This window comes from Hominilimicola sp. (assembly GCF_046972485.1).
GTDB classification, from domain to species: Bacteria; Bacillota; Clostridia; order UBA1381; family UBA1381; genus Hominilimicola; species Hominilimicola fabiformis.
Map to the genome: position 1 here is coordinate 16643 of NZ_JBKVWU010000013.1, position 18704 is coordinate 35346.

General features: G+C 38.0%; 17 protein-coding genes. All 17 read right to left on the reverse strand.

Annotation, left to right across the window (positions count from 1 at the left end; all coding sequences use genetic code 11):
- Nucleotides 1–63: 63 nt before the first annotated feature.
- Complete coding sequence (locus ACLTU0_RS03165; protein WP_412321369.1) at nucleotides 64–501, reverse strand: hypothetical protein; 438 nt, start codon at nucleotides 499–501, stop codon at nucleotides 64–66.
- A complete protein-coding gene (locus ACLTU0_RS03170) occupies nucleotides 501–1919 on the reverse strand; it encodes an SNF2-related protein (RefSeq protein ID WP_412321370.1) in 1419 nt (472 codons plus the stop codon). The genes ACLTU0_RS03165 and ACLTU0_RS03170 overlap by 1 nt, the downstream gene beginning before the upstream one ends.
- Nucleotides 1900–2181 (reverse strand): VRR-NUC domain-containing protein, encoded by a 282-nt coding sequence (locus ACLTU0_RS03175; protein ID WP_412321371.1) that lies wholly within the window; start codon nucleotides 2179–2181, stop codon nucleotides 1900–1902. The genes ACLTU0_RS03170 and ACLTU0_RS03175 overlap by 20 nt, the downstream gene beginning before the upstream one ends.
- Before the next feature lie 229 nt (nucleotides 2182–2410).
- A complete protein-coding gene (locus ACLTU0_RS03180) occupies nucleotides 2411–4768 on the reverse strand; it encodes a VapE domain-containing protein (protein ID WP_412321372.1) in 2358 nt (785 codons plus the stop codon).
- Complete coding sequence (locus tag ACLTU0_RS03185) at nucleotides 4765–4974, reverse strand: hypothetical protein (protein ID WP_412321373.1); 210 nt, start codon at nucleotides 4972–4974, stop codon at nucleotides 4765–4767. The genes ACLTU0_RS03180 and ACLTU0_RS03185 overlap by 4 nt, the downstream gene beginning before the upstream one ends.
- Before the next feature lie 39 nt (nucleotides 4975–5013).
- Complete coding sequence (locus ACLTU0_RS03190; RefSeq protein WP_412321374.1) at nucleotides 5014–6963, reverse strand: DNA polymerase; 1950 nt, start codon at nucleotides 6961–6963, stop codon at nucleotides 5014–5016.
- Between the two features lie 13 nt (nucleotides 6964–6976).
- Nucleotides 6977–7507, reverse strand: coding sequence for a DUF2815 family protein (locus ACLTU0_RS03195; protein WP_412321375.1), 531 nt, complete (start codon nucleotides 7505–7507; stop codon nucleotides 6977–6979).
- A 1-nt stretch (nucleotide 7508) separates the two neighbouring features.
- Nucleotides 7509–8648 carry a DUF2800 domain-containing protein gene (locus tag ACLTU0_RS03200; RefSeq protein WP_412321376.1) on the reverse strand — a complete coding sequence of 380 codons (1140 nt, stop codon included), beginning with the start codon at nucleotides 8646–8648 and terminating at the stop codon, nucleotides 7509–7511.
- A gap of 1 nt (nucleotide 8649) precedes the next feature.
- Nucleotides 8650–8949 (reverse strand): hypothetical protein, encoded by a 300-nt coding sequence (locus tag ACLTU0_RS03205; RefSeq protein ID WP_412321377.1) that lies wholly within the window; start codon nucleotides 8947–8949, stop codon nucleotides 8650–8652.
- The gene (locus tag ACLTU0_RS03210; protein WP_117968740.1) at nucleotides 8946–9140 is read right to left on the reverse strand and encodes a hypothetical protein; all 195 of its coding nucleotides are present in this window, start codon (nucleotides 9138–9140) and stop codon (nucleotides 8946–8948) included. The genes ACLTU0_RS03205 and ACLTU0_RS03210 overlap by 4 nt, the downstream gene beginning before the upstream one ends.
- A gap of 80 nt (nucleotides 9141–9220) precedes the next feature.
- Complete coding sequence (locus tag ACLTU0_RS03215) at nucleotides 9221–9610, reverse strand: sigma-70 family RNA polymerase sigma factor (protein ID WP_412321378.1); 390 nt, start codon at nucleotides 9608–9610, stop codon at nucleotides 9221–9223.
- 187 nt (nucleotides 9611–9797) lie between these two features.
- Nucleotides 9798–10613, reverse strand: coding sequence for a DUF3825 domain-containing protein (locus tag ACLTU0_RS03220; protein ID WP_412321379.1), 816 nt, complete (start codon nucleotides 10611–10613; stop codon nucleotides 9798–9800).
- Nucleotides 10614–10615: 2 nt separating this feature from the next.
- Nucleotides 10616–10840 carry a helix-turn-helix domain-containing protein gene (locus tag ACLTU0_RS03225; protein ID WP_412321380.1) on the reverse strand — a complete coding sequence of 75 codons (225 nt, stop codon included), beginning with the start codon at nucleotides 10838–10840 and terminating at the stop codon, nucleotides 10616–10618.
- Complete coding sequence (locus ACLTU0_RS03230) at nucleotides 10821–11252, reverse strand: RNA polymerase sigma factor (protein WP_412321381.1); 432 nt, start codon at nucleotides 11250–11252, stop codon at nucleotides 10821–10823. The genes ACLTU0_RS03225 and ACLTU0_RS03230 overlap by 20 nt, the downstream gene beginning before the upstream one ends.
- A gap of 719 nt (nucleotides 11253–11971) precedes the next feature.
- Nucleotides 11972–14191 (reverse strand): leucine-rich repeat domain-containing protein, encoded by a 2220-nt coding sequence (locus ACLTU0_RS03235; protein WP_412321382.1) that lies wholly within the window; start codon nucleotides 14189–14191, stop codon nucleotides 11972–11974.
- A gap of 40 nt (nucleotides 14192–14231) precedes the next feature.
- Complete coding sequence (locus tag ACLTU0_RS03240; RefSeq protein ID WP_412321383.1) at nucleotides 14232–16145, reverse strand: Ig-like domain-containing protein; 1914 nt, start codon at nucleotides 16143–16145, stop codon at nucleotides 14232–14234.
- A 55-nt stretch (nucleotides 16146–16200) separates the two neighbouring features.
- Nucleotides 16201–18704 (reverse strand): DNRLRE domain-containing protein (locus ACLTU0_RS03245; protein ID WP_412321384.1); only part of this gene is annotated, 2504 nt, incomplete at its 5' end.

Consider the following 18704-nt stretch of genomic DNA (forward strand, 5'->3'; position numbering starts at 1 on the left):
TTCTCTCGCGATTATAACTATACCACACTTAAAGGTGGTCATCAAGAGGAACTCAGGTGGTTATTAGGTGGAACAAGGGTGGTCTTTTTTATTTTCGATTACCTTATCCAACTCTTCAAGCGCCTGTATATGTAATTTCCGCACATACCTTGAGGTGAAATTCATACAGTTTGCTATAAACCCCCAAGTCCTCTGTTCAGCATATCTGAGCCATAAAACCCTCACATACCTTTCATCGGGTATTTTGTCAAGCTGCTCCCATACCTCCGCTTTGAAATCGACAAGTGCGTCAATGTTCTCATCAATTTCACGGTCGAGGTCAACTATCTTTGACGTTATATTCTCAAGAGGATTTTTCTCCCGTGTACGCTGAACAGCCTCGTCAACATAGTTCGGAGTTGTGTTCATTGCCACATCTCGAAGTGTCGCAAGACGCTGCTGTTTCCTGTTAATCGCGTTATCCATTGTGATAAGCTGATTTAAGTATTCCTTTGCCGTCATCAATCCCTTACCTCCTCTATCCTTTGCTCAGCACTTTTGCTACGCAAAAGCCGAACTTCGTTCGTCTGCACATCTTTGCAGTGCCATTTTATAGCTTCCATCAAAGAAGCCTGTCCTATATCTTTATTCTTTAAGGCTGTCATCACCTTTTCATCAACCGTGCCTTTGGTAATGATGTGATGAACCACCACTGTGTTTTTCTGTCCCTGCCTGTAAAGCCGTGCGTTTGCCTGTTGGTACAGTTCCAGACTCCAAGTCAGTCCAAACCATACAATCGTGCTGCCTCCGCTTTGCAGATTAAGACCGTGACCGCAGCTTGCCGGATGTGCTATGGCAAGCTGTATCTTTCCTGTATTCCATTCCGATATATCCTTATCGTCCTTTATCTCACGAGCATTGAACCGCTCTGAAATCCTATCCCTGTCGTGCTTGTAGCTGTAATACACAAGCACAGGCTTTCCGTTTGCCGCTTCGATTAAGTCCTCTAAAGCGTCAAGCTTACGGCTATGTATTTTCTTGACCTTTCCGTTCTCGTCATAGACAGCTCCGTTGGCAAGCTGAAGGAGTTTGTTGCTAAGACTCGCCGCATTTACCGCGTCAATATCACCATCGGCAAACGGCAATATCATCTCCTTTTCAAGCCGTTTATACATTGCCGTTTCCTTATCGCTCATACCTACTTCGACGATATTATCAACCCTCTCCGGCATTTCAAGATAATCCGCTGCTTTCATCGAAACACAGATGTCGGATATTTTCCCGTATATCCTCTCCTCTGCATCAGGCAATGGCTTATATGAATACACGATTGCTCCGTTACGCTTATCCGGCTTGAAATACTCATCACGATACCGAGTTATATATCTTCCAAGCCTCTCTCCCATATCAAGCAGGTTTATCTCCGCCCATAAATCCATCAGACCGTTAGGCGCGGGCGTTCCCGTTAACCCGACAATCCTATCAAGTTTCGGTCTTACCTTCCGCAAAGCACGAAACCGTTTTGACTGATGCGACTTGAACGAACTCAACTCATCAACGACCACCATATCAAAATCAAACGGATAATTCTTTACAAGCCATTCCACATTCTCGCGGTTTATGATATATATGTCTGCATCTGCTTGAAGTGCTTTTTCCCTTTCAGACACACTGCCGATAGCGATTGAGCATCTGAGGTATTTTAGCTGTTCCCATTTATCGCATTCCTGTTTCCATACGGTCAAGCCGACTCTTAAAGGCGCTATTATAAGCACCTTTGAAATCTCAAAATAGTCATACATCAAATCACTGACAGCGGTAAGCGTGGTTATTGTTTTCCCAAGACCGCATTCGAGCATCAGCGCCGAAATCGGTTTATTGATTATAAAGTCAACACCGTAATTCTGAAACTCATGCAAATCATCTCTGTTCAATTTCATCAAGCACACCTCCGATTTGCTCTATGCCGTCAATGCAATACACCAAAAACCCTAATGCTTCTAATTGCCTTTTTCGCTTTATTTGCAGACTCCTCATTTTCCGTCCTGTTGCTTTCAGTTCCGCAAATGCTGCCTTTCCCTCCGGCAACAATAACAGCCTGTCCGGAACGCCGTTAAAATTCGGAGATACAAACTTCAAAGCCAGTCCGCCCCTCATCTTTACTGCATTTTTGAGCCTTTTCTCTATTTCCCTTTCACGCATTTTCCCTCCATATTTCCGTGCTTTGTTCCTTCCGTTACCAAAATCTCTCGCGCGTATATATACGAATATATATTTTATTAAATATAAAATATAGTCTATATGACTTTTATAGTAACATCGGAACATTACCTTTAATTTATATAGGTTTTATGCCGTTTTCGAGTGTTCCGAACCAAGCTTTTTTACGGAACTTTTCGGTTACATCGGAACACAAAACAGGTATAGAAGTCTATACCTCTGTCCTTTCGTAACCTGCTGCCGCTCCGTAAATTCCGAAACGGCTCTTTTTGCTCATCTTCTGCCAGCCCTCTATTTTTGCCATAATGGCAGATATGGCATTTGCGTCAATCCTTTTCAAATCCGCTTTCGCCTTACCGAAACATTCACACCATATTTCCATATTGCATACCTTCTGACGCTTTATTTCCCCTTTAATATTCACCTCTCCGAATTCACTTCCGTCAAGAAAATTCCGACGTTCATACAAGGACATTTCATTCCAATTTACAGGCAGCAATGTTTCAAGGTATTCACGCACCATACCCTCACGTTCGTCTGTTTCCATAGCCTCACGCTGAAGTTTCTTAGCAAGTTTCTCCGTCTGCTCATCAAGAATAAGCGGTTCGCCCCGCTTGTAATACACAAGCACCTCCGCCCAAATTTGATCTATATCATTCTGTGATAACTGCCACGGCTTTTTCTTGGAATTACCGGACACCTTAACAGGGAAAAAACGGCGGTTTCCCGTAGTATCACGCAGATACCCGTGTTCCGCATTCGTTGTGCCTATGAAAATACACTGTCTTAAATGCGGCGTCGCTCTGCGACCGAAGGACGCACGGAACACATCGTTCTGCCTTGATATAAAGCCGCGCAGTGTTTCAATCTCAGTTTTCTTAAGTCCTGCAAGCTCGCCTATCTCTAAAATCCAAAATCCCTGTAGCTTCTCCGCCGCCGTCTTATCCTTCGTATCGGATAATAAAAGCGAATCGTTAAACCACTCACCGCACAGCTTGGATATAATCGTGCTTTTCCCAATCCCCTGCGGTCCCGACAGTACAAGCATAGTGTCAAACTTTATTCCCGGCACCATTACTCTTGCTACCGCTCCGCATAGTGTTTTACGGATAACCGCACGAGTGTATGGATTGTCCTCTGCACCAAGGTAATCCGTTAAAAGCGTATCTACACGTTTCTGCTTATCCCACTTCGGCAGACCGTCAAGATACTGCCGTATCGGATGGAACGAACGGTCATCAACAACTTTTGCAAGTGCCACATCATAATTCACTCTTGTGAATTTACCGTAGCTGTATGTAAGATATGTAAGCAGCTGTGCGTCATCAGCGTCCCGCCAATACTTAGACGGGTGCTGCCAAGGTACATCACCGTTAATTTCTATACAGTCCGACAGTTCGTTAAAAACTATTCCTTTTAGTTTCGGATCGTTCTGAAGTATTATCGTGAGGTTTTGTATGCTGTTCTCTACGTCACCGTGCTTATTCACCGACAAATACTTATGCCAAGATGTATCGTCATTGCCGTCAATCACAGAAAACTCCTCATACACAGCCTTTTCCTTATCCGTCAGTGTCTGTTCTTTAACTCTGCCGTCCTGCATTGCAAAGTCCGTCATTGCTTTAAATGAGGCTGATTTCTCACTGTCGGTTTCATCTTTGTCAAGATATGAAAACTTATGTATCCGCACCAAATCAAAGCTGTTGCACAGCTTACCGCAGGCAGGGTCTGTTGCGTGATGAGAGTATGCAAACTTGTCATTATACACTATCACTCCCGCTGAGGAATCGGCGGGGATATAATCATAACGACCGTTCAGACTGCTTGGTTCGTATACATCTGAAAGGAATGTGCTTATTGCGTCCTGTATCGTATATGCACGGCAAAATGCACCTACTATTCCCTGCTTTGTCAGAGGGTCTGCCTGTTTCTTTAATGCGTGTGATACAATTTTTTTCTGCCTTGACGAAACAGGATATTCAGAAGTATCATGCCAGTCTTTATAACGTGCAAGCACTGCGTCCGCATCTATTGCTTCACCGTCACGGTGCTGAAATACAAACTCACCGTCGGAAGAAGTTGAAGGCCAATACATAAGTCTATGCGGCTGATACGTTGTATCGTCAAACTGTTCTATACCTATATCTGCCGCTATTCTGCGTGCAACCGCCGTATATTCATCTGCCGTAACAGGACGTGACAGAGGGATAATAAGTCTGAATCTCGGTGTTTGTGTAGTATGCTTGTGTGTGGAATATATCAGGCATTTGAAATTAAAGAACAGTTCAATCTGCTCCCAAAAGTCCTCGTCTGCGTAATCCGCATCAAGAGTGAGCAGACATCGGTTAATCACAGTATCTTTTCTTCTTAGACCGCTACGAAGTTCACCTCCGACAAATCCGCCCACATCTTTGATATTATCCTGCTGACCTTTGGGAAGTTTGCGATATTCCTGCACCGTTTCAGCCGTTCGTATTGTCTGAGAACACTTCTGAACAAATTTCTCCCATGAAAATTCTTTAATCTTCCACGCTCTTGATGTACGGCTGTTCCCGACAGATATTTTCATTGTCCCCTCCCGTTATACATGTCTATTAATCCCGTTTTTCCCTTTCGTTTTAATCGTTTCTCAACTTTTTTGCGTTCTGCTGCGGCTTTCGTTTTTGTTTTATAAAACGAACATCTTCTTCCTCCGAAATCATTATTCGTTAAGCAAATACAATATCCGTCAACATTAGCAAAACAGTCTTTTTTATCCAAACATCTTATTTTCATAATCGTACCCCTTTAAATTTATTTTCTTTTGCTTTTTTGTTATTCCTTTTTATAATACTCACATTCAAACCCGTCAGCATTAAGCGGAAGTCCGTCAGCCCAATCGGGTTTTATACACATCAGCCGACACAGTTCGTCAACCGAACCGTAACCGTTCGGAACTTCGCATATAATTTCATCATGAACGTGAAAAACAGTATCATATCCTGCATTTGCCGCATTTATCAGTGCATTTGCAAGCAAATCTCTTGCAGTTCCTTGTACGATATTCTCTGTCAGCTTACCTCCGAAAGTTTCAAGTCTGTCCCACTTCTTTGCGGAGTTTATCCCCATATACGTAATGCTGTCACCGCCGAACCTATTTGTACCGATTCGAGGTTTTATATATGACAGCCGTCTTCCGCTCGGCAGACGTATGAATAATATCCCCCGTTCATACGCAAACACAAGTTTTCCTAACGGAACGGTTGTTTTTTCTTTTGTGGCTTTCATTGCCGCATTGCCGACTTCGTACCAAAAACGTACAATACGCGGATTGGCATTTCTCCAATCGTTAATCAAGCCCTGAAGTTCATTCTCCTGCACTCCCATCTCAACAGCACCCATATTCTTTAATGCGCCGACTGAGCCTCCGTAACCGCAGGCAAGTTCGGATATTTTACCTTTTTGACGTAGTTCGCCGTTTACTCCGTGTTTCTCCACCGGCACTTTAAACATCTTGCTTGCGGACGCACAGTAAATATCACCGCCGTTTTTAAATGTATCTATTCTCCACTGCTCTCCTGCTATCCAAGCAAGCACACGAGCCTCAATAGCCGAGAAATCTGCAACGATAAATCTATGGTTTGGTTTCGGAATGAGGACGGTTCTTATAAGCTCCGATAGGACATTCGGCACATTTCCGAACATCATGTCAAGCATCTCAAAATCTCCGTCCTTTACAATATCCCTTGCAAGTGTTAAGTCCGGCAGATGGTTCTGAGGCAGGTTTTGCGGCTGCAGAATGTTGCCGGACCATCTTCCCGTTCTGTTTGCACCGCAGAAACGCATCATTCCGTGTACACGGTTATCTCTGCACACACTGCGTATTACAGCCTCATATTTCTTAACAGACGTTTTTGCCATAAGCAGACGGAGTTTCAGCATTTCGCTGACATCTCCGTCTGTTTCATCTGCCAGACTTTTAACAGCCTTTTTTGACAGACTTTCAATTTCTACACCGTTTTCCTTGAGCCACTGTTTTAACTGTGTTACTGAATTAGGATTTTCAAGTCCTGTTATCATATATGCCTGTTCAACCGCCACAGCCGTTTGTATTGAATTAAGCTTTACTGCCTGTTCCGCCAATTCACTATCAACTAATACCCCTCTGTCATTTATTATTTGGTCGAGAACATATAGCCGATGTTCCTCATCACTTATAGGATACATCTTAAGTTTATCAGCAATCTGACGTTCAACGTCTACATCACGCATACAGTATTTTTTGAATGTTTCCCATTTATTTATATCGTGACACGGTCTGTTTCGAGTACGGTTTCCGTTTGATTTTGTCGGCTTGCACGGTACACAGAAATACTTAATTAACTCCTTGCCCTCCGTCATCTTCTGCCTCTCTAATCCGAGTACACTTCCGACATCGGCAAGCGACAAAGGCAGTGCCAGTTCCGCAGCCTGCACCGCTGTACAGTACCAAGACTGCGGATTAAGATATTCTCCCTCGGGAAGTTTAAGATACCTTGACAGACACACACGCTCAAATTGTGCGTTATATGCCGTTTTCACAACGGTATCTAATTTTATCGCTTGTATTATTTCCTCCGGAAGTTCTTCACTGCCTGCAATGTCAATTATATGAACATCACCGTCATCAGCAGCATATGCAAACAGTAACATCTCAAAATCAGGAGAGTCCGCATACTTATATACTCCGCACCTTATAAGGTCTACGTCAGAAAATGTTTCAATGTCGATTGATATTTTCTGCATAATAATCTTCCTTTTAATTTAAGAAATCATCTTCCTCGTCATATGCTTCAAAATCGTCCTCTGCTCTGGTACGTCCGCCAAGCGGTTCTCCGTCTGCAATCTTCTGTATATTGCCAAGCCCACACGCAATTCCTTTATTTCCGTTTGTATTAAACGGATAAAGAGAAATTGACACTCTTGCATAACATCCGCTGTAAACCTCATTTCGGTCTAAAATAGGCTGTACATTCTTATCCACAATCTGCGGTTTATCTTTTGAATTGCAGTTTATAAAATAACAGTCTTTATATGCCTCATCATCAGGGCGTTCAATATCACCGTCACGAAGAGGCAGTTTCAAATTTGCAGGTATTCTCCCTCCGAACTTTGCTTTACCGTCCTGTTTTGCCTGTTCGACTGCGTTTTGAATATCCTTTATCGTCTTTGTATCAGACTTTGGTATAATCAAAGAAACACTGTACTTTTCATCACTTTCATTAATAGATGCAGGCTCCCATATATGTTCATATGACAATCTGACCTTACCCGTTACTAAATGTGCCATATTAAAATTCCTTTCTAAACTCACCCAATGTATGTACTTCTTCTCTCTTATCCGTTTCCGGTACAAGTGTCAGTCTGCCTTTAGGTTTTATGATATAGTCACCGAGCAGTTCTTTAAAAATTTTTCTGCCCATAAGCTTTTCCATATCAGTTATACCTATGAGTGTGCTTTTATATATCTGCGACATGGTATAACCGTTATTTCGGCAAACCTCTGCAATCTTGTTTTCGTCTGTATACTGTCGTTTGGAACGTCCCTCGACTATTTTAAATCCGCTCCAGCTTTTCCCCTCATTTATAGCTTTCGCCTGTGCATAAGAATATACATCTTCTGCCCATTTTGACAGGTTGTCCGCTATCGTCAGTATGTGCAATATTTCATCGTCATTAAGTTCCGCAGGTTCTTTAAACTCATATTCTGCAGTTTCAAGCATAAGTTCTGCACGTTTTCTGCATACAGCTCTTAATTTGCAGAATCGGCAATGACTTCCCGCTTTAAATTCGCCCTCGCCTTTTGCGGCAAGTTCGGCTATCGGTTTCAGTGTATTCTCCGCCCAGTCCAAAAGTTCATCAACAGAAATCTCCCATTCGGAAATATTATCAAGTCTTGGCTGAACAATAGCTGTTTTCACTGTCTTGATGTCATACAGATAACCGTAAAGATTAAGTGCGCCCAAAGCATACAACATCATCTGCGGATTATTCTCTGCCATTACCGTCACGCCTTTGCCGTACTTAAAATCTATAACCTGCAGTACATCATCTGCAACTATAACAAGGTCACCCGTACCAAAGCCGTCCTTAACATAATTTGAAAAGTCAAGTCTTTGTTCTACCATAACTATTGCATCGGGACAGATTTTTCTTATTGTTTCAATTTTATCTGTCGCATAATACGCATAGCTGTCTGTATACCTGTCGATTTCTTCTGCATTGAAGTTTCCGATATTCGGAGGTGCAAGGTCTTTTTCACCTAAATGCCATCTTATTTTATATTCCGCCATTTCATGAGCTGCCGAACCTTCCTGTGCATATATTGTTGTTTCGTCCAGAATATCTGCTGTTGCCAGTGCCGACGGCGGACATTCCAGCCAACGATATGCCGATGACGCAGAAAGTACAGCGTGATTTAACGGCGGCATATCAAGATACCTCCATCTTCTGTAAATCTGCATAAAATGAATCAAGGTCTGACTCTGCAACAGCGGTAATATTCTTTACTCTGTATTTTTCAATAAGCTGTTTTATTTTCTCACGCTTACCATTTCGTGACAGTTTAACCGCAAGTTCACGCAGCATTTCATGTGTAACGCTCGGCTTATCAGCTTGTTTTTCCTTTGATATGCCGTCATTGCCTGCAACGGCATTTGCCATAGTTTCCAAGCTGTCCGCAAGCGAACGCATATCGCTTACAACATCAAGCAAAAGTTTTGTTCTGCTCATCCTCTCCCCTCCTTGTTCACCTCACATATCGAAAGTTTCTCTACACTGTCACCCGGAACAAGTATTGTCATCTTACACGGTATGCCAAACAAAAGACGCAGAAATTTCTCTCTTATGGATATACTACGGAAATTCACAATACTGTCTGCTCTCGGTTTCTTTGAAACACTGATTGTTAATGTATGTTTCATAGTTAAACGTCCTTTCCGAAAGGCTGATTTTTTAATACCCTTCACTATACGGACACAAAAAGACTGAAATATAAGGTTTTTTATAAAAACTTTTTCAGCTTTTTATAAATTGTTTTTAACTGCTGTGATACTGCCGACTGACTTATCCCCATATGTTTCGCATAATCACTTACAGACATTCCATCAAAATATACAGCCTGTATAAGGGACTTCTGCTTATCCGAAAGATGTTTTATCGCTTCTGTTAATCTTCTGGACTTACTGTCTGTTTCAAAAATTGCCGTAAGATTTTTGTCCTCCGACGCATAAACAATTCCTTCATATACACACGCATCAAGCGAATAGTGCCTGCGTCTTTCCTTCTTATCATTATTCCTCTCCAGTCTGTCCAGTTCCACGAGAATACTCGCCCATTCATTAGGAACATCAACTTCCACATCTCCGTCCGCAAACTCATATTTAATTTTCATAAAAGTGCCGCCTTTCCGCAAGAAAAACGGCACTCTAACAAGCCGAAAAAACTCGCATTTTTTTAAATGCAAGCCATTCGGCTCTGAATTAAGTTTTCATATAAAAATCTCCTTTTCATTGATAATAAAAAAAAGCTTGGTAAACAGTTCAGAAAAAGAACTGTTTACCAAGCATTCTGTTTTTTAATTATTTTATAAGTTCCAAAAGCCATGGTGCTGACGGTTTGGCTATTGCCCGAGCATTGAGATATGCCATTTCAAGAGTCAGACAAGTATTCCCTAAATAGTATCCGTCCATAACTGTCAGTGTCATTGCCAAATCCGGCTTATTCATTTTAGTAAGATATATCGGAAGTAAATATTGCACTCTCCCCATATATCCCTGTGCAGAAATAAGTCCCGGTTCTATAACTGCTTTTCGCCTTGCAAGTTCCACCGCAGTTTCCAACAGCAACGGCAAATTTTTAGCCTTTCTTATTTTTGCGGGAATTCTATTTAGATTTTCTTCATCACCCAAAATATGCTCAACATTTACCCTTATTGACCATTCGGGATTAAAATTCAAACCTTGCTGTGCCATATGATACACCGGCCGTTCAGGCAACGGCTCTATATATTTAAGCCACGGTGACATTTCATCACAAAAGCCTTTAAAATACCATTCAAGCATAGAATCCTGCTTTTTATTTCTGAAAAAGCAACCGTATATGCCTTTATAGCTCGGGGTGTATAATCCTGTATGAAAGCAGGCACATTCATTCTCAATGTAAAAATATTTTAATGCTTTATTATCTTCTTGTTCTGAGTTGAATTCAATAGCCTGTTTACGAAAAATTGTATGTATATACCGTTCCAATATCGGTGTTTCTGCATTCTTTGTTTCAACTGCCGGTTTCTTGAACTGCCATGCCTCCGGCAATGCCATACATTTTAAATCATGAAGATGCCTGTACCAGTCGGGTACATAAGCAAACTCAAATAAATCACTTTGTATTGTTATCATTTTTATATTACCTCACATTTAGAAAGTTCTATTAAATATCTCATTTGAACTTCTGCTTTTAAATCTTCGTCTACATATCTGTACGGGACACCGTATTTATCAAATACAGTAACCATTGATACTTTATTTATATAACTGTCATAGCGATTCAAAAGATATTCTTGTGCCTCGTGTTCACCCTTAATCGCCTTTTTTACAATATCATTTTTAAGGTCCGCGAATATCACGCTCTAATATTCTCCTTCTGTAATTCTTTATGTACTCAAATGCTTTATTCTTCCAATTAGTAATTGTTTTTTCGGATACTCGAAGTTTTTCTGATATTTCTTTGCGAGAATATTTATACCAAAATTTTAATAACAATACCTCTTTTAAATTGTCACTAAGATTCAGCATAGCTTCATAAAGCCATTCTATACTTATTTCACCGCTATGACCGTCATCATCGGAAATAACGTGCATATCAAGAAAATTCTCCGAAAGTATATCTATATCATAACTTACTAAATCGCATTGTCTTTTCTTTGCATTTCTTTTTCGTTTTTCATCAACGGAAATCGAATGAATAACACTTAAACTGTACTGGTCAAATTTTTTCCATTCAAGCTTTTCATTATTATCATACGAAGAGGTTGGCACACATTTCCCTCCCTTCATATCCAATTTTGAAAAGTGTTTTTCTTTACCCTTCTATTAATAATAAATCGTAAAATCAGTCGAAAAAAGGAAATTTATTTTTTAATCATTCGACTTTTGTTAATATTGTATAAATTTATAATTATTTTATTGGTTAATATAAAAACAAATAAGCCGAATTTGTCTATTTTTATCTGACAAATTCGGCTTGTTGATAATTAATTTTTAACGTATATCTTGTCTTTAATAATCAGCCTCCAGCTCTATAATATACTATAATCTTTATTTTTACAATCAGCATCTTAATTAAAATCCTAATTCATCTGCAACTAAAATAGCACTTATGCGTTTTGGAAATTTATAGCATCCATCTATAACTCTACATATTCTGTTTGTGCCACTGCACTCAAAGCATTCAAAAGTTTCATCACATGAATTATCATGATTAATCCTTTTTAAGTTCAGCTGTACAACATTTTTGGGCATATTTTTCTCCTTCAGTTGCATCCTGAATAATTTTATTCAATTCCACTACAACAATAACCTTTTTGACTCGAAACTTATACATCCCGTTTGATTCCCCTTAACAAATATGTCTCTTTTCTTTTTTATGTGCCACTTATAAACTGACATATTTTTATTAATTTCTCACCAGCAGTATCTTTAACAAAAATACTGCTTTTTCTGTTTATTGGTTATCGTTTTTCAATATAGATATATTACTAAATTAATAAAGTCTTACTCTCTGCCAATGGCTCCATTAAATTAAAGGAATTCCATACATACGCTTTAACCGCACCAACAGGTTCTTTTATTGCTGGAATATTAAATCCAAATGAACATTCTGCATTTACTATAAAATCTCCCTTTACATAGTCTAGATTAAGTAATTGACCATCTGTGCTATATACTGCAACAAAAATATAATCCTTTTCTGTTCGATTCTGTACTTCATTCAGTGTCACTTCAACAATAAAGCTTGAATCGTTTGGAATATCATTCAACTCCTCACCCGACACTGATAATAACGACATTTCTTTTATAACATATGGATACTTCGGTACTGTTTCCTCATCAACCGTATATGTATATGTAGCTTCTTTAATGATATACTCCGTATTAGGTTCAAGTGCATCTATCCATGACTTAACTGTTATTGTTGTATCCTCCGTAATGGTAATGGTGTCTGCAAAATACTTATAAACAAATTCTCCACCATTTATCGAATATGCCAGATGGGCACTTTTAGGATTCAAAGTCACGTTAGTTCCATATGCAACCTTACCGCTTTCTACATTTGCCATAGGAGGTTCGACTGTAATAACTTGTGGACCTGGTGTCGGTGTAGGCATAGGGTCTATAGTTGGTAACGGCATGGGCGTTGAATCTGGTTCTGTTATATCTACATAAGTAATACCCTTCTCATCGGCATATATTTTTGCATATGAATCACCGTAACCATATATTTTAAATTCTTCTGACGTTTCACTAAACACATTTGCACCGATGTTGATTACACTTTGGGGAATAACAACTTTCTTCAAATTTTCACACCTTGAAAAAGCCATATCATTTATACTTCCTACATTTTCCGGTAATTTTATTTCTGTCAATCTCGTACACCCGTAAAATGCATTCGTACCTATTAGTTTTACACCTTTTCCTATTGTTACATTTGTAAGGTTAGTGTCACCATAAAAAGCATCTGTCGGTATATTAACAAGCGTATCAGGAATGGTGACAGTTGCTAAGTTGATACAATATTTAAAAGCATAATCTCCAAGCCTAGTAAGTTTGGTCGGAATCGTTACATTTGTAAGCAACGTACAATTATAAAATGCATTACAACCGATTGATGTAACACTATCAGGAATTGATATGTTCGTTAGCTTTCTACAAGCACTAAACGCACTATCCCCAATATTTGTTACCCCACACCACATTGTTACCGTTTGTAATTTCCAATTATTGAAAAAAGCATAATCGCCAATTTTTTTTACATTTCCCGGTATTGTGACACTTATAAGATTTTTGCAACTTGCAAACGCATTTGCCCCAATTTCCGTTACAGCAACACCGTCAATCTCCTGCGGTATAACCAATTCACCTGAAATAGACGTATCACACTTTGTTATCGTTCCTGTTTCTGCATCAAAAGTCAAGCATTCAAGCATTGATGAATCAGTAGAAGGATATTTTTCTATACTATCTTCAACCCAGTATGCATAAACAACTGGAGTGGCAACTTCTGCCAATGTTATGCCAGAATATAAACATAAGCCTTCTCCGTTTTCACGTTGATACCAGCCTGCAAAATTATATCCATTCTTTTGTGGAGATTCCGGAAGATCTACAACTGACAATTTAGATAGATTATCAATTTGACAATATTGATTTTCGTTGTCAAGCATAAATGATAGGGATATAGCATAGGGGTTGTATATAACAGCATATATGCCTAATTCATCAGTTTTGAAAGTAACATCATATAATGAATTTTCAACTACTGATAATTCTTTAACATTGTCAGTAACTTTCAAAACTTTATAATTTTTACCCATACATCCTGCAAAACCTGAACCCAAACCATTTTTAGATAGTGTTATTTTCATATCTACAGTTTTGTTCAGCGTTATTTTTAGATCTTTCTCTGTATCATACGCCGTAAGCTCTACAAAAATAACTTCTTCTTCTTGTGATTTATATTCTGATATTTTATCAATAAGGGTATTATTAGGATTTTTTAATTCGCCGACTCTTAAAGATAAATTATCTGTTTCTTCAAAACCATAAACAGCCGCTTTTATATTTGTACCATACTCCTCCCCTTGTAATGCTAAAACATTACTTATATAATAATTGGTATTTATTTCTGCATTTGATGAAATACAAAAGCTTGCTAATAAAATAATCAGGAAAACACTCACAGCTATCTTTTTCATAGCTTATTCACTACCTTTCATTAAGATATGTTAACTTTTACTAATATACATAATATTCATCAAGAATATAAATTAAAATGATTCTTTCGGATTGCATGCTGTTACCACCTTTTGATTTAACGCCCGTTCCAATATGTAATTCATAATCTGTATCAGTAGTGTATTCGTTAGTTGGTGGCGATATAATAACTCTGTTATCTATAACATCACATTTGGGGTATATGATGTTATCATCTTTAGATAAATATATATTATTCGCTACGGTACTTGCCTGAATATTGTTATTAAAAACAAGTGTAATATCTTGATTTTCATCATAGCCTACAAAAGGGGTAATTTCAAAATCTACAGTTTTTGTAACACTGTTGTTAATGGCAACAAGGTCACTTGTATTTGAAGAAGCTATTGTTTTTCCTGTAATTGGTTCAACAATAGTTACATCTTTAAGCGTTATATTATCGTTATTATTTACTGCGTCTGTAACCTCTATATACAATCTTTTACTTGTTTTTTCTGTAAAACCAACTGAGTCATACGCCTTTTTTATAACAGGTGTTAAGTCAAATGGAATTGTTACAGTTTGGTTTGATGTACCACCTGTAAAGTTTTTGTCAAGAATTGTTGTATCTTCTGAAACCCAGCTTTGAGAAGCATTATTGAAAGCAATATTATAATTATTCACAACGCTGATCAACTCGTCTGGAGTTGTTGTATCTGTGTTAGATATGCCCACTTTAACAGCAACTTGATTTCTTTTTTTCGTTGTCATTTTAACATTTGCAACCAACAGAGGAGTATATTCTGTTTCAGGTTCAATAAAATAATATGTATCAAATGCCGCAGCTCTTGATTTAGGAGCATTAGAAACAGCACTTTCAGAACCAATTGCATCATAAGACATCCATAAATAACCATTAGTATAGTTTGATGCTGATGCACCCCAAGAATTCGCAATCTTAAAAGCTCCTATTTCACCGTTATCCTTTTTTTTGTTATTATTTACATCAACCCAAAACTCATCATCATAGCCAACAATAGTCATTGCGTGTGCACCTAGTTCTGTGTTTTTCATATATCTGCATCCATAAGCACCTGTTGATGTATTTGTTGTATAAACAAAAGATTTTACAAATGTAGGAACTGTTACAACATATCCATTTGATAAAAGTCTTTTGATATTGATTACAAAAGGAGTAGTGGCGGTAATTGGTTCCGTTGAATTATTAGATTCATATGAAATTCTTCTGGGTTTATTATAAATAGCACTATTCCAAACGTCTGTATTAATACACCATTCTTTAAGATTTGATTTAGTAATGTTATATGAGTAGCTTTTAATATTAGGACAACCATAGCTCATTATGGCGGCACAAGCCTCATCATAATAGGTACCGACATTCTTACCACCATTTACTAACGAATATATAAATCTCGGAGACATAATATTTTCTTTAACAGCGGCTCCTGATGATGTTTTTGCTTTTGTACCTCTTGCAACGCAGTTATTGTTTGTAAGCTGATAATATCCTAAAGACCACGCCACACAAGAATTTATTGAACCTTGATTACCAATAGGCGGAAATGTGAGCGATTGGCTTACATCTACCGCATCCGATAATGGAAATTCACTTGATGCTATACTACCAGAACTCATATCTCCCGGATAAACGTAGCTAACCTCACTACCTATTTTTTCGGCTATTATTTCTTCATCAGAATTTGAAAATAACTGGTTTTCGGTATTTTCAACTCTTGACAGTGCAATTTCATTCGGTTTCACATCAACAATCAATGGTAATTTTGCATTAAACTCAGCCCATTGTTCATCGCTCATATCAGCTAACCCTGTACCAAATTCAGTTGTTTCATCTGTTATTTCTTCTGCAAAAATAAACGCTGAATTTTGGAACAATACGGAAAGCATAAGTATTATAAATAAAACATTCCTTTTCATATGATATTCCTTTCTTTAATCTTAAATTTTATTTTCATGATGAATAACACTTTTTCTATTCTATACGTAATAATTCAAAAGGCTTTTCTAAATACAATTTATAATTCCCTTCTAAATTTTCTTTAGATGAAACTTTTAAATAATACTTTTTCCCAGTTTCAAAACTATATCTAACCCTAAACTCTCCTCCTGCATTCTCTGACACACTTAACTGTTCCATATTCTCATCAAACAACACAGCTGTTAAACCGTTTCCTCCAACTGACGTAAATATATATTCATTCGTTGCAGTTGGAATAAACTTATACATTAGTCTTTCATTCAAGGGGACATTTGTAAAATAATTTTGTGAAATATCAATAGGCTGCATATCAATAATCAGCCTTGGTCTTGTACTTTCATCAGAATATTCAGATGAATGGATTTTTATCGGATGTTGTGTTTCTGATACCATTTTTAATATAAATTCTACTTCTTGACTATCAGTTGATTTTACAAAATCTGTAACATCAATCTGTTTCCAACCCGAAGTTAAAACTTCATATCCATTACCTTCTACCGTAAATCCTCCCAATTCATACTTTCCAAAAAATCTGCCTCTGCTCCACGATATAGTGTCTGCACTATATTTCAAACCGTTATTGCCCGAAACTGTGATTTTGCGTAGTGACTTTCGAACATCACTTTTGGGATCCACATATAACCATAATTTTGCAGACCCTATATTTGCTCTTTCTAATTCATTTATTCCATCAAGATTGAATGTTAAATACGAATCCTGCCCCCAACTTCCATTGCCTATTTCATTAGGTGTATAATTTACGCACAAATATTCACTATTCGAGAAATTTGTACTATATTCCGTGCTATGTTGTGATATGTATGTATCGGCCGATGCATTAAATTCTTTCCGATTTGACACCGAACTATCTTCCGAGTCATATTCTATTTCCAAAACAGGAATGTTTTTATTGGTCATCATATCTTGTAATGTAAATGCATCATTATACACACCAGAAGTAATAACGGTCTGATATGCCTGAGTAGATATCATCTTCAACATCAAAGATAATTCATCATCAATACAATTATTTTTCAAATAATCAGTAATATCAATTTCATGCCATCCTACATCTTCTATCATATAACCCGTAGCTGTAACTGTAAATGTATCTATCAGTGTTCTTGAACCAACACGACCTTCTTTCCATGTCATCAACTGTCCGTCCCAGTTGTTTTCATATGTATCATATACACCTATTGTTCTTACGGATTCTCTCATATCACCTTCATTTTCCACATATAAATGCAACTTTGCTGATGTAATACGTTCTTTTGGAATATTTCTAATATCAAATTTCAAATATGAATATTCTCCCCACCCATCAGCACCGGACTCCTTATTAGTATATCGTACATTTATAGTATTTTCACCGTAATAATTTTCAGCGTAATTCCAACCATTCTGCGATACATATGTAGCATCCATGGGTCGAATATGATTAGAATCCCATGCAAAAGGCCCAGTATCCTCTGTATTTTCTATCTCAATTACAGATGTTGGATATATTATATTTGCACCTGCTGTTTGAATACACTGCCCACTGTCATTACGTCCTATTGCATATACCGTAGCATTTCTGTAATACCATTGATCCTCAGGGTATTCTTCATTACATTTAAATAATAAATTATGATATCCTCCACTCGCGATCTTATCATAATCATTTCCAGGTATTTTTGTTGGTTCAGTATAACGTGTATTAGTATGTCCCTGTCCGAGTTGACCATATGTGTTTTGACCGCAAGCATATACATCACCATTACTTGTTAAGAACAACGTAGTACCATTAGATTCTATTTTTTCTACTGCTGAAATATCTAATAATGTAGGAATGCTTATATTGGTAGTTGTACCATTGCCAAGCTGTCCGTTCTCATTTGCACCTAACACATAAACGCCGTCAGCAGTAATAAAGAAACTACATCTGTCTCCAGCTTCTATATCAGTCACAGTATCTGTTAATCCTGCTATTTCAATCGGTGTAGACTGTGAATATACTGCATTTTTACCTAATGTATATTCACCAGCACTTCTACCCCAACCATATACAACTCCATCTTTGATAGCCAACGCATGATATTTTCCAGCACTAATTTTTGAAACTCCACTCATTATAATCCTTGGAATTGCTGAACAATAGCCTGTTTCTCCATTTGCAAACTGACCATATTTATTATCTCCCCAAGCCCATACATTTCCATCGCTATCAAGAGCCAGGCTGAACCATCCACCTGCAGATATATCAACAATATTAGGAACACTGCCATCAGCATTAAAAAACTCTACCTGTGTAGGTATTGCATTTACATCACCATTTGTATGCCCCAATTGGTATCTATCGTTTTGTCCCCATGCATATACAGTACCATCAATTAATGCTAAATTATGATTTGCAAAAGTTGATACTTTTTCAACATAATCCAAACCCACAACAGTTCCGTTATAGAGATAAATATCACTCTCATCTCTATTTCCTAACTGGTTATATGTATTAT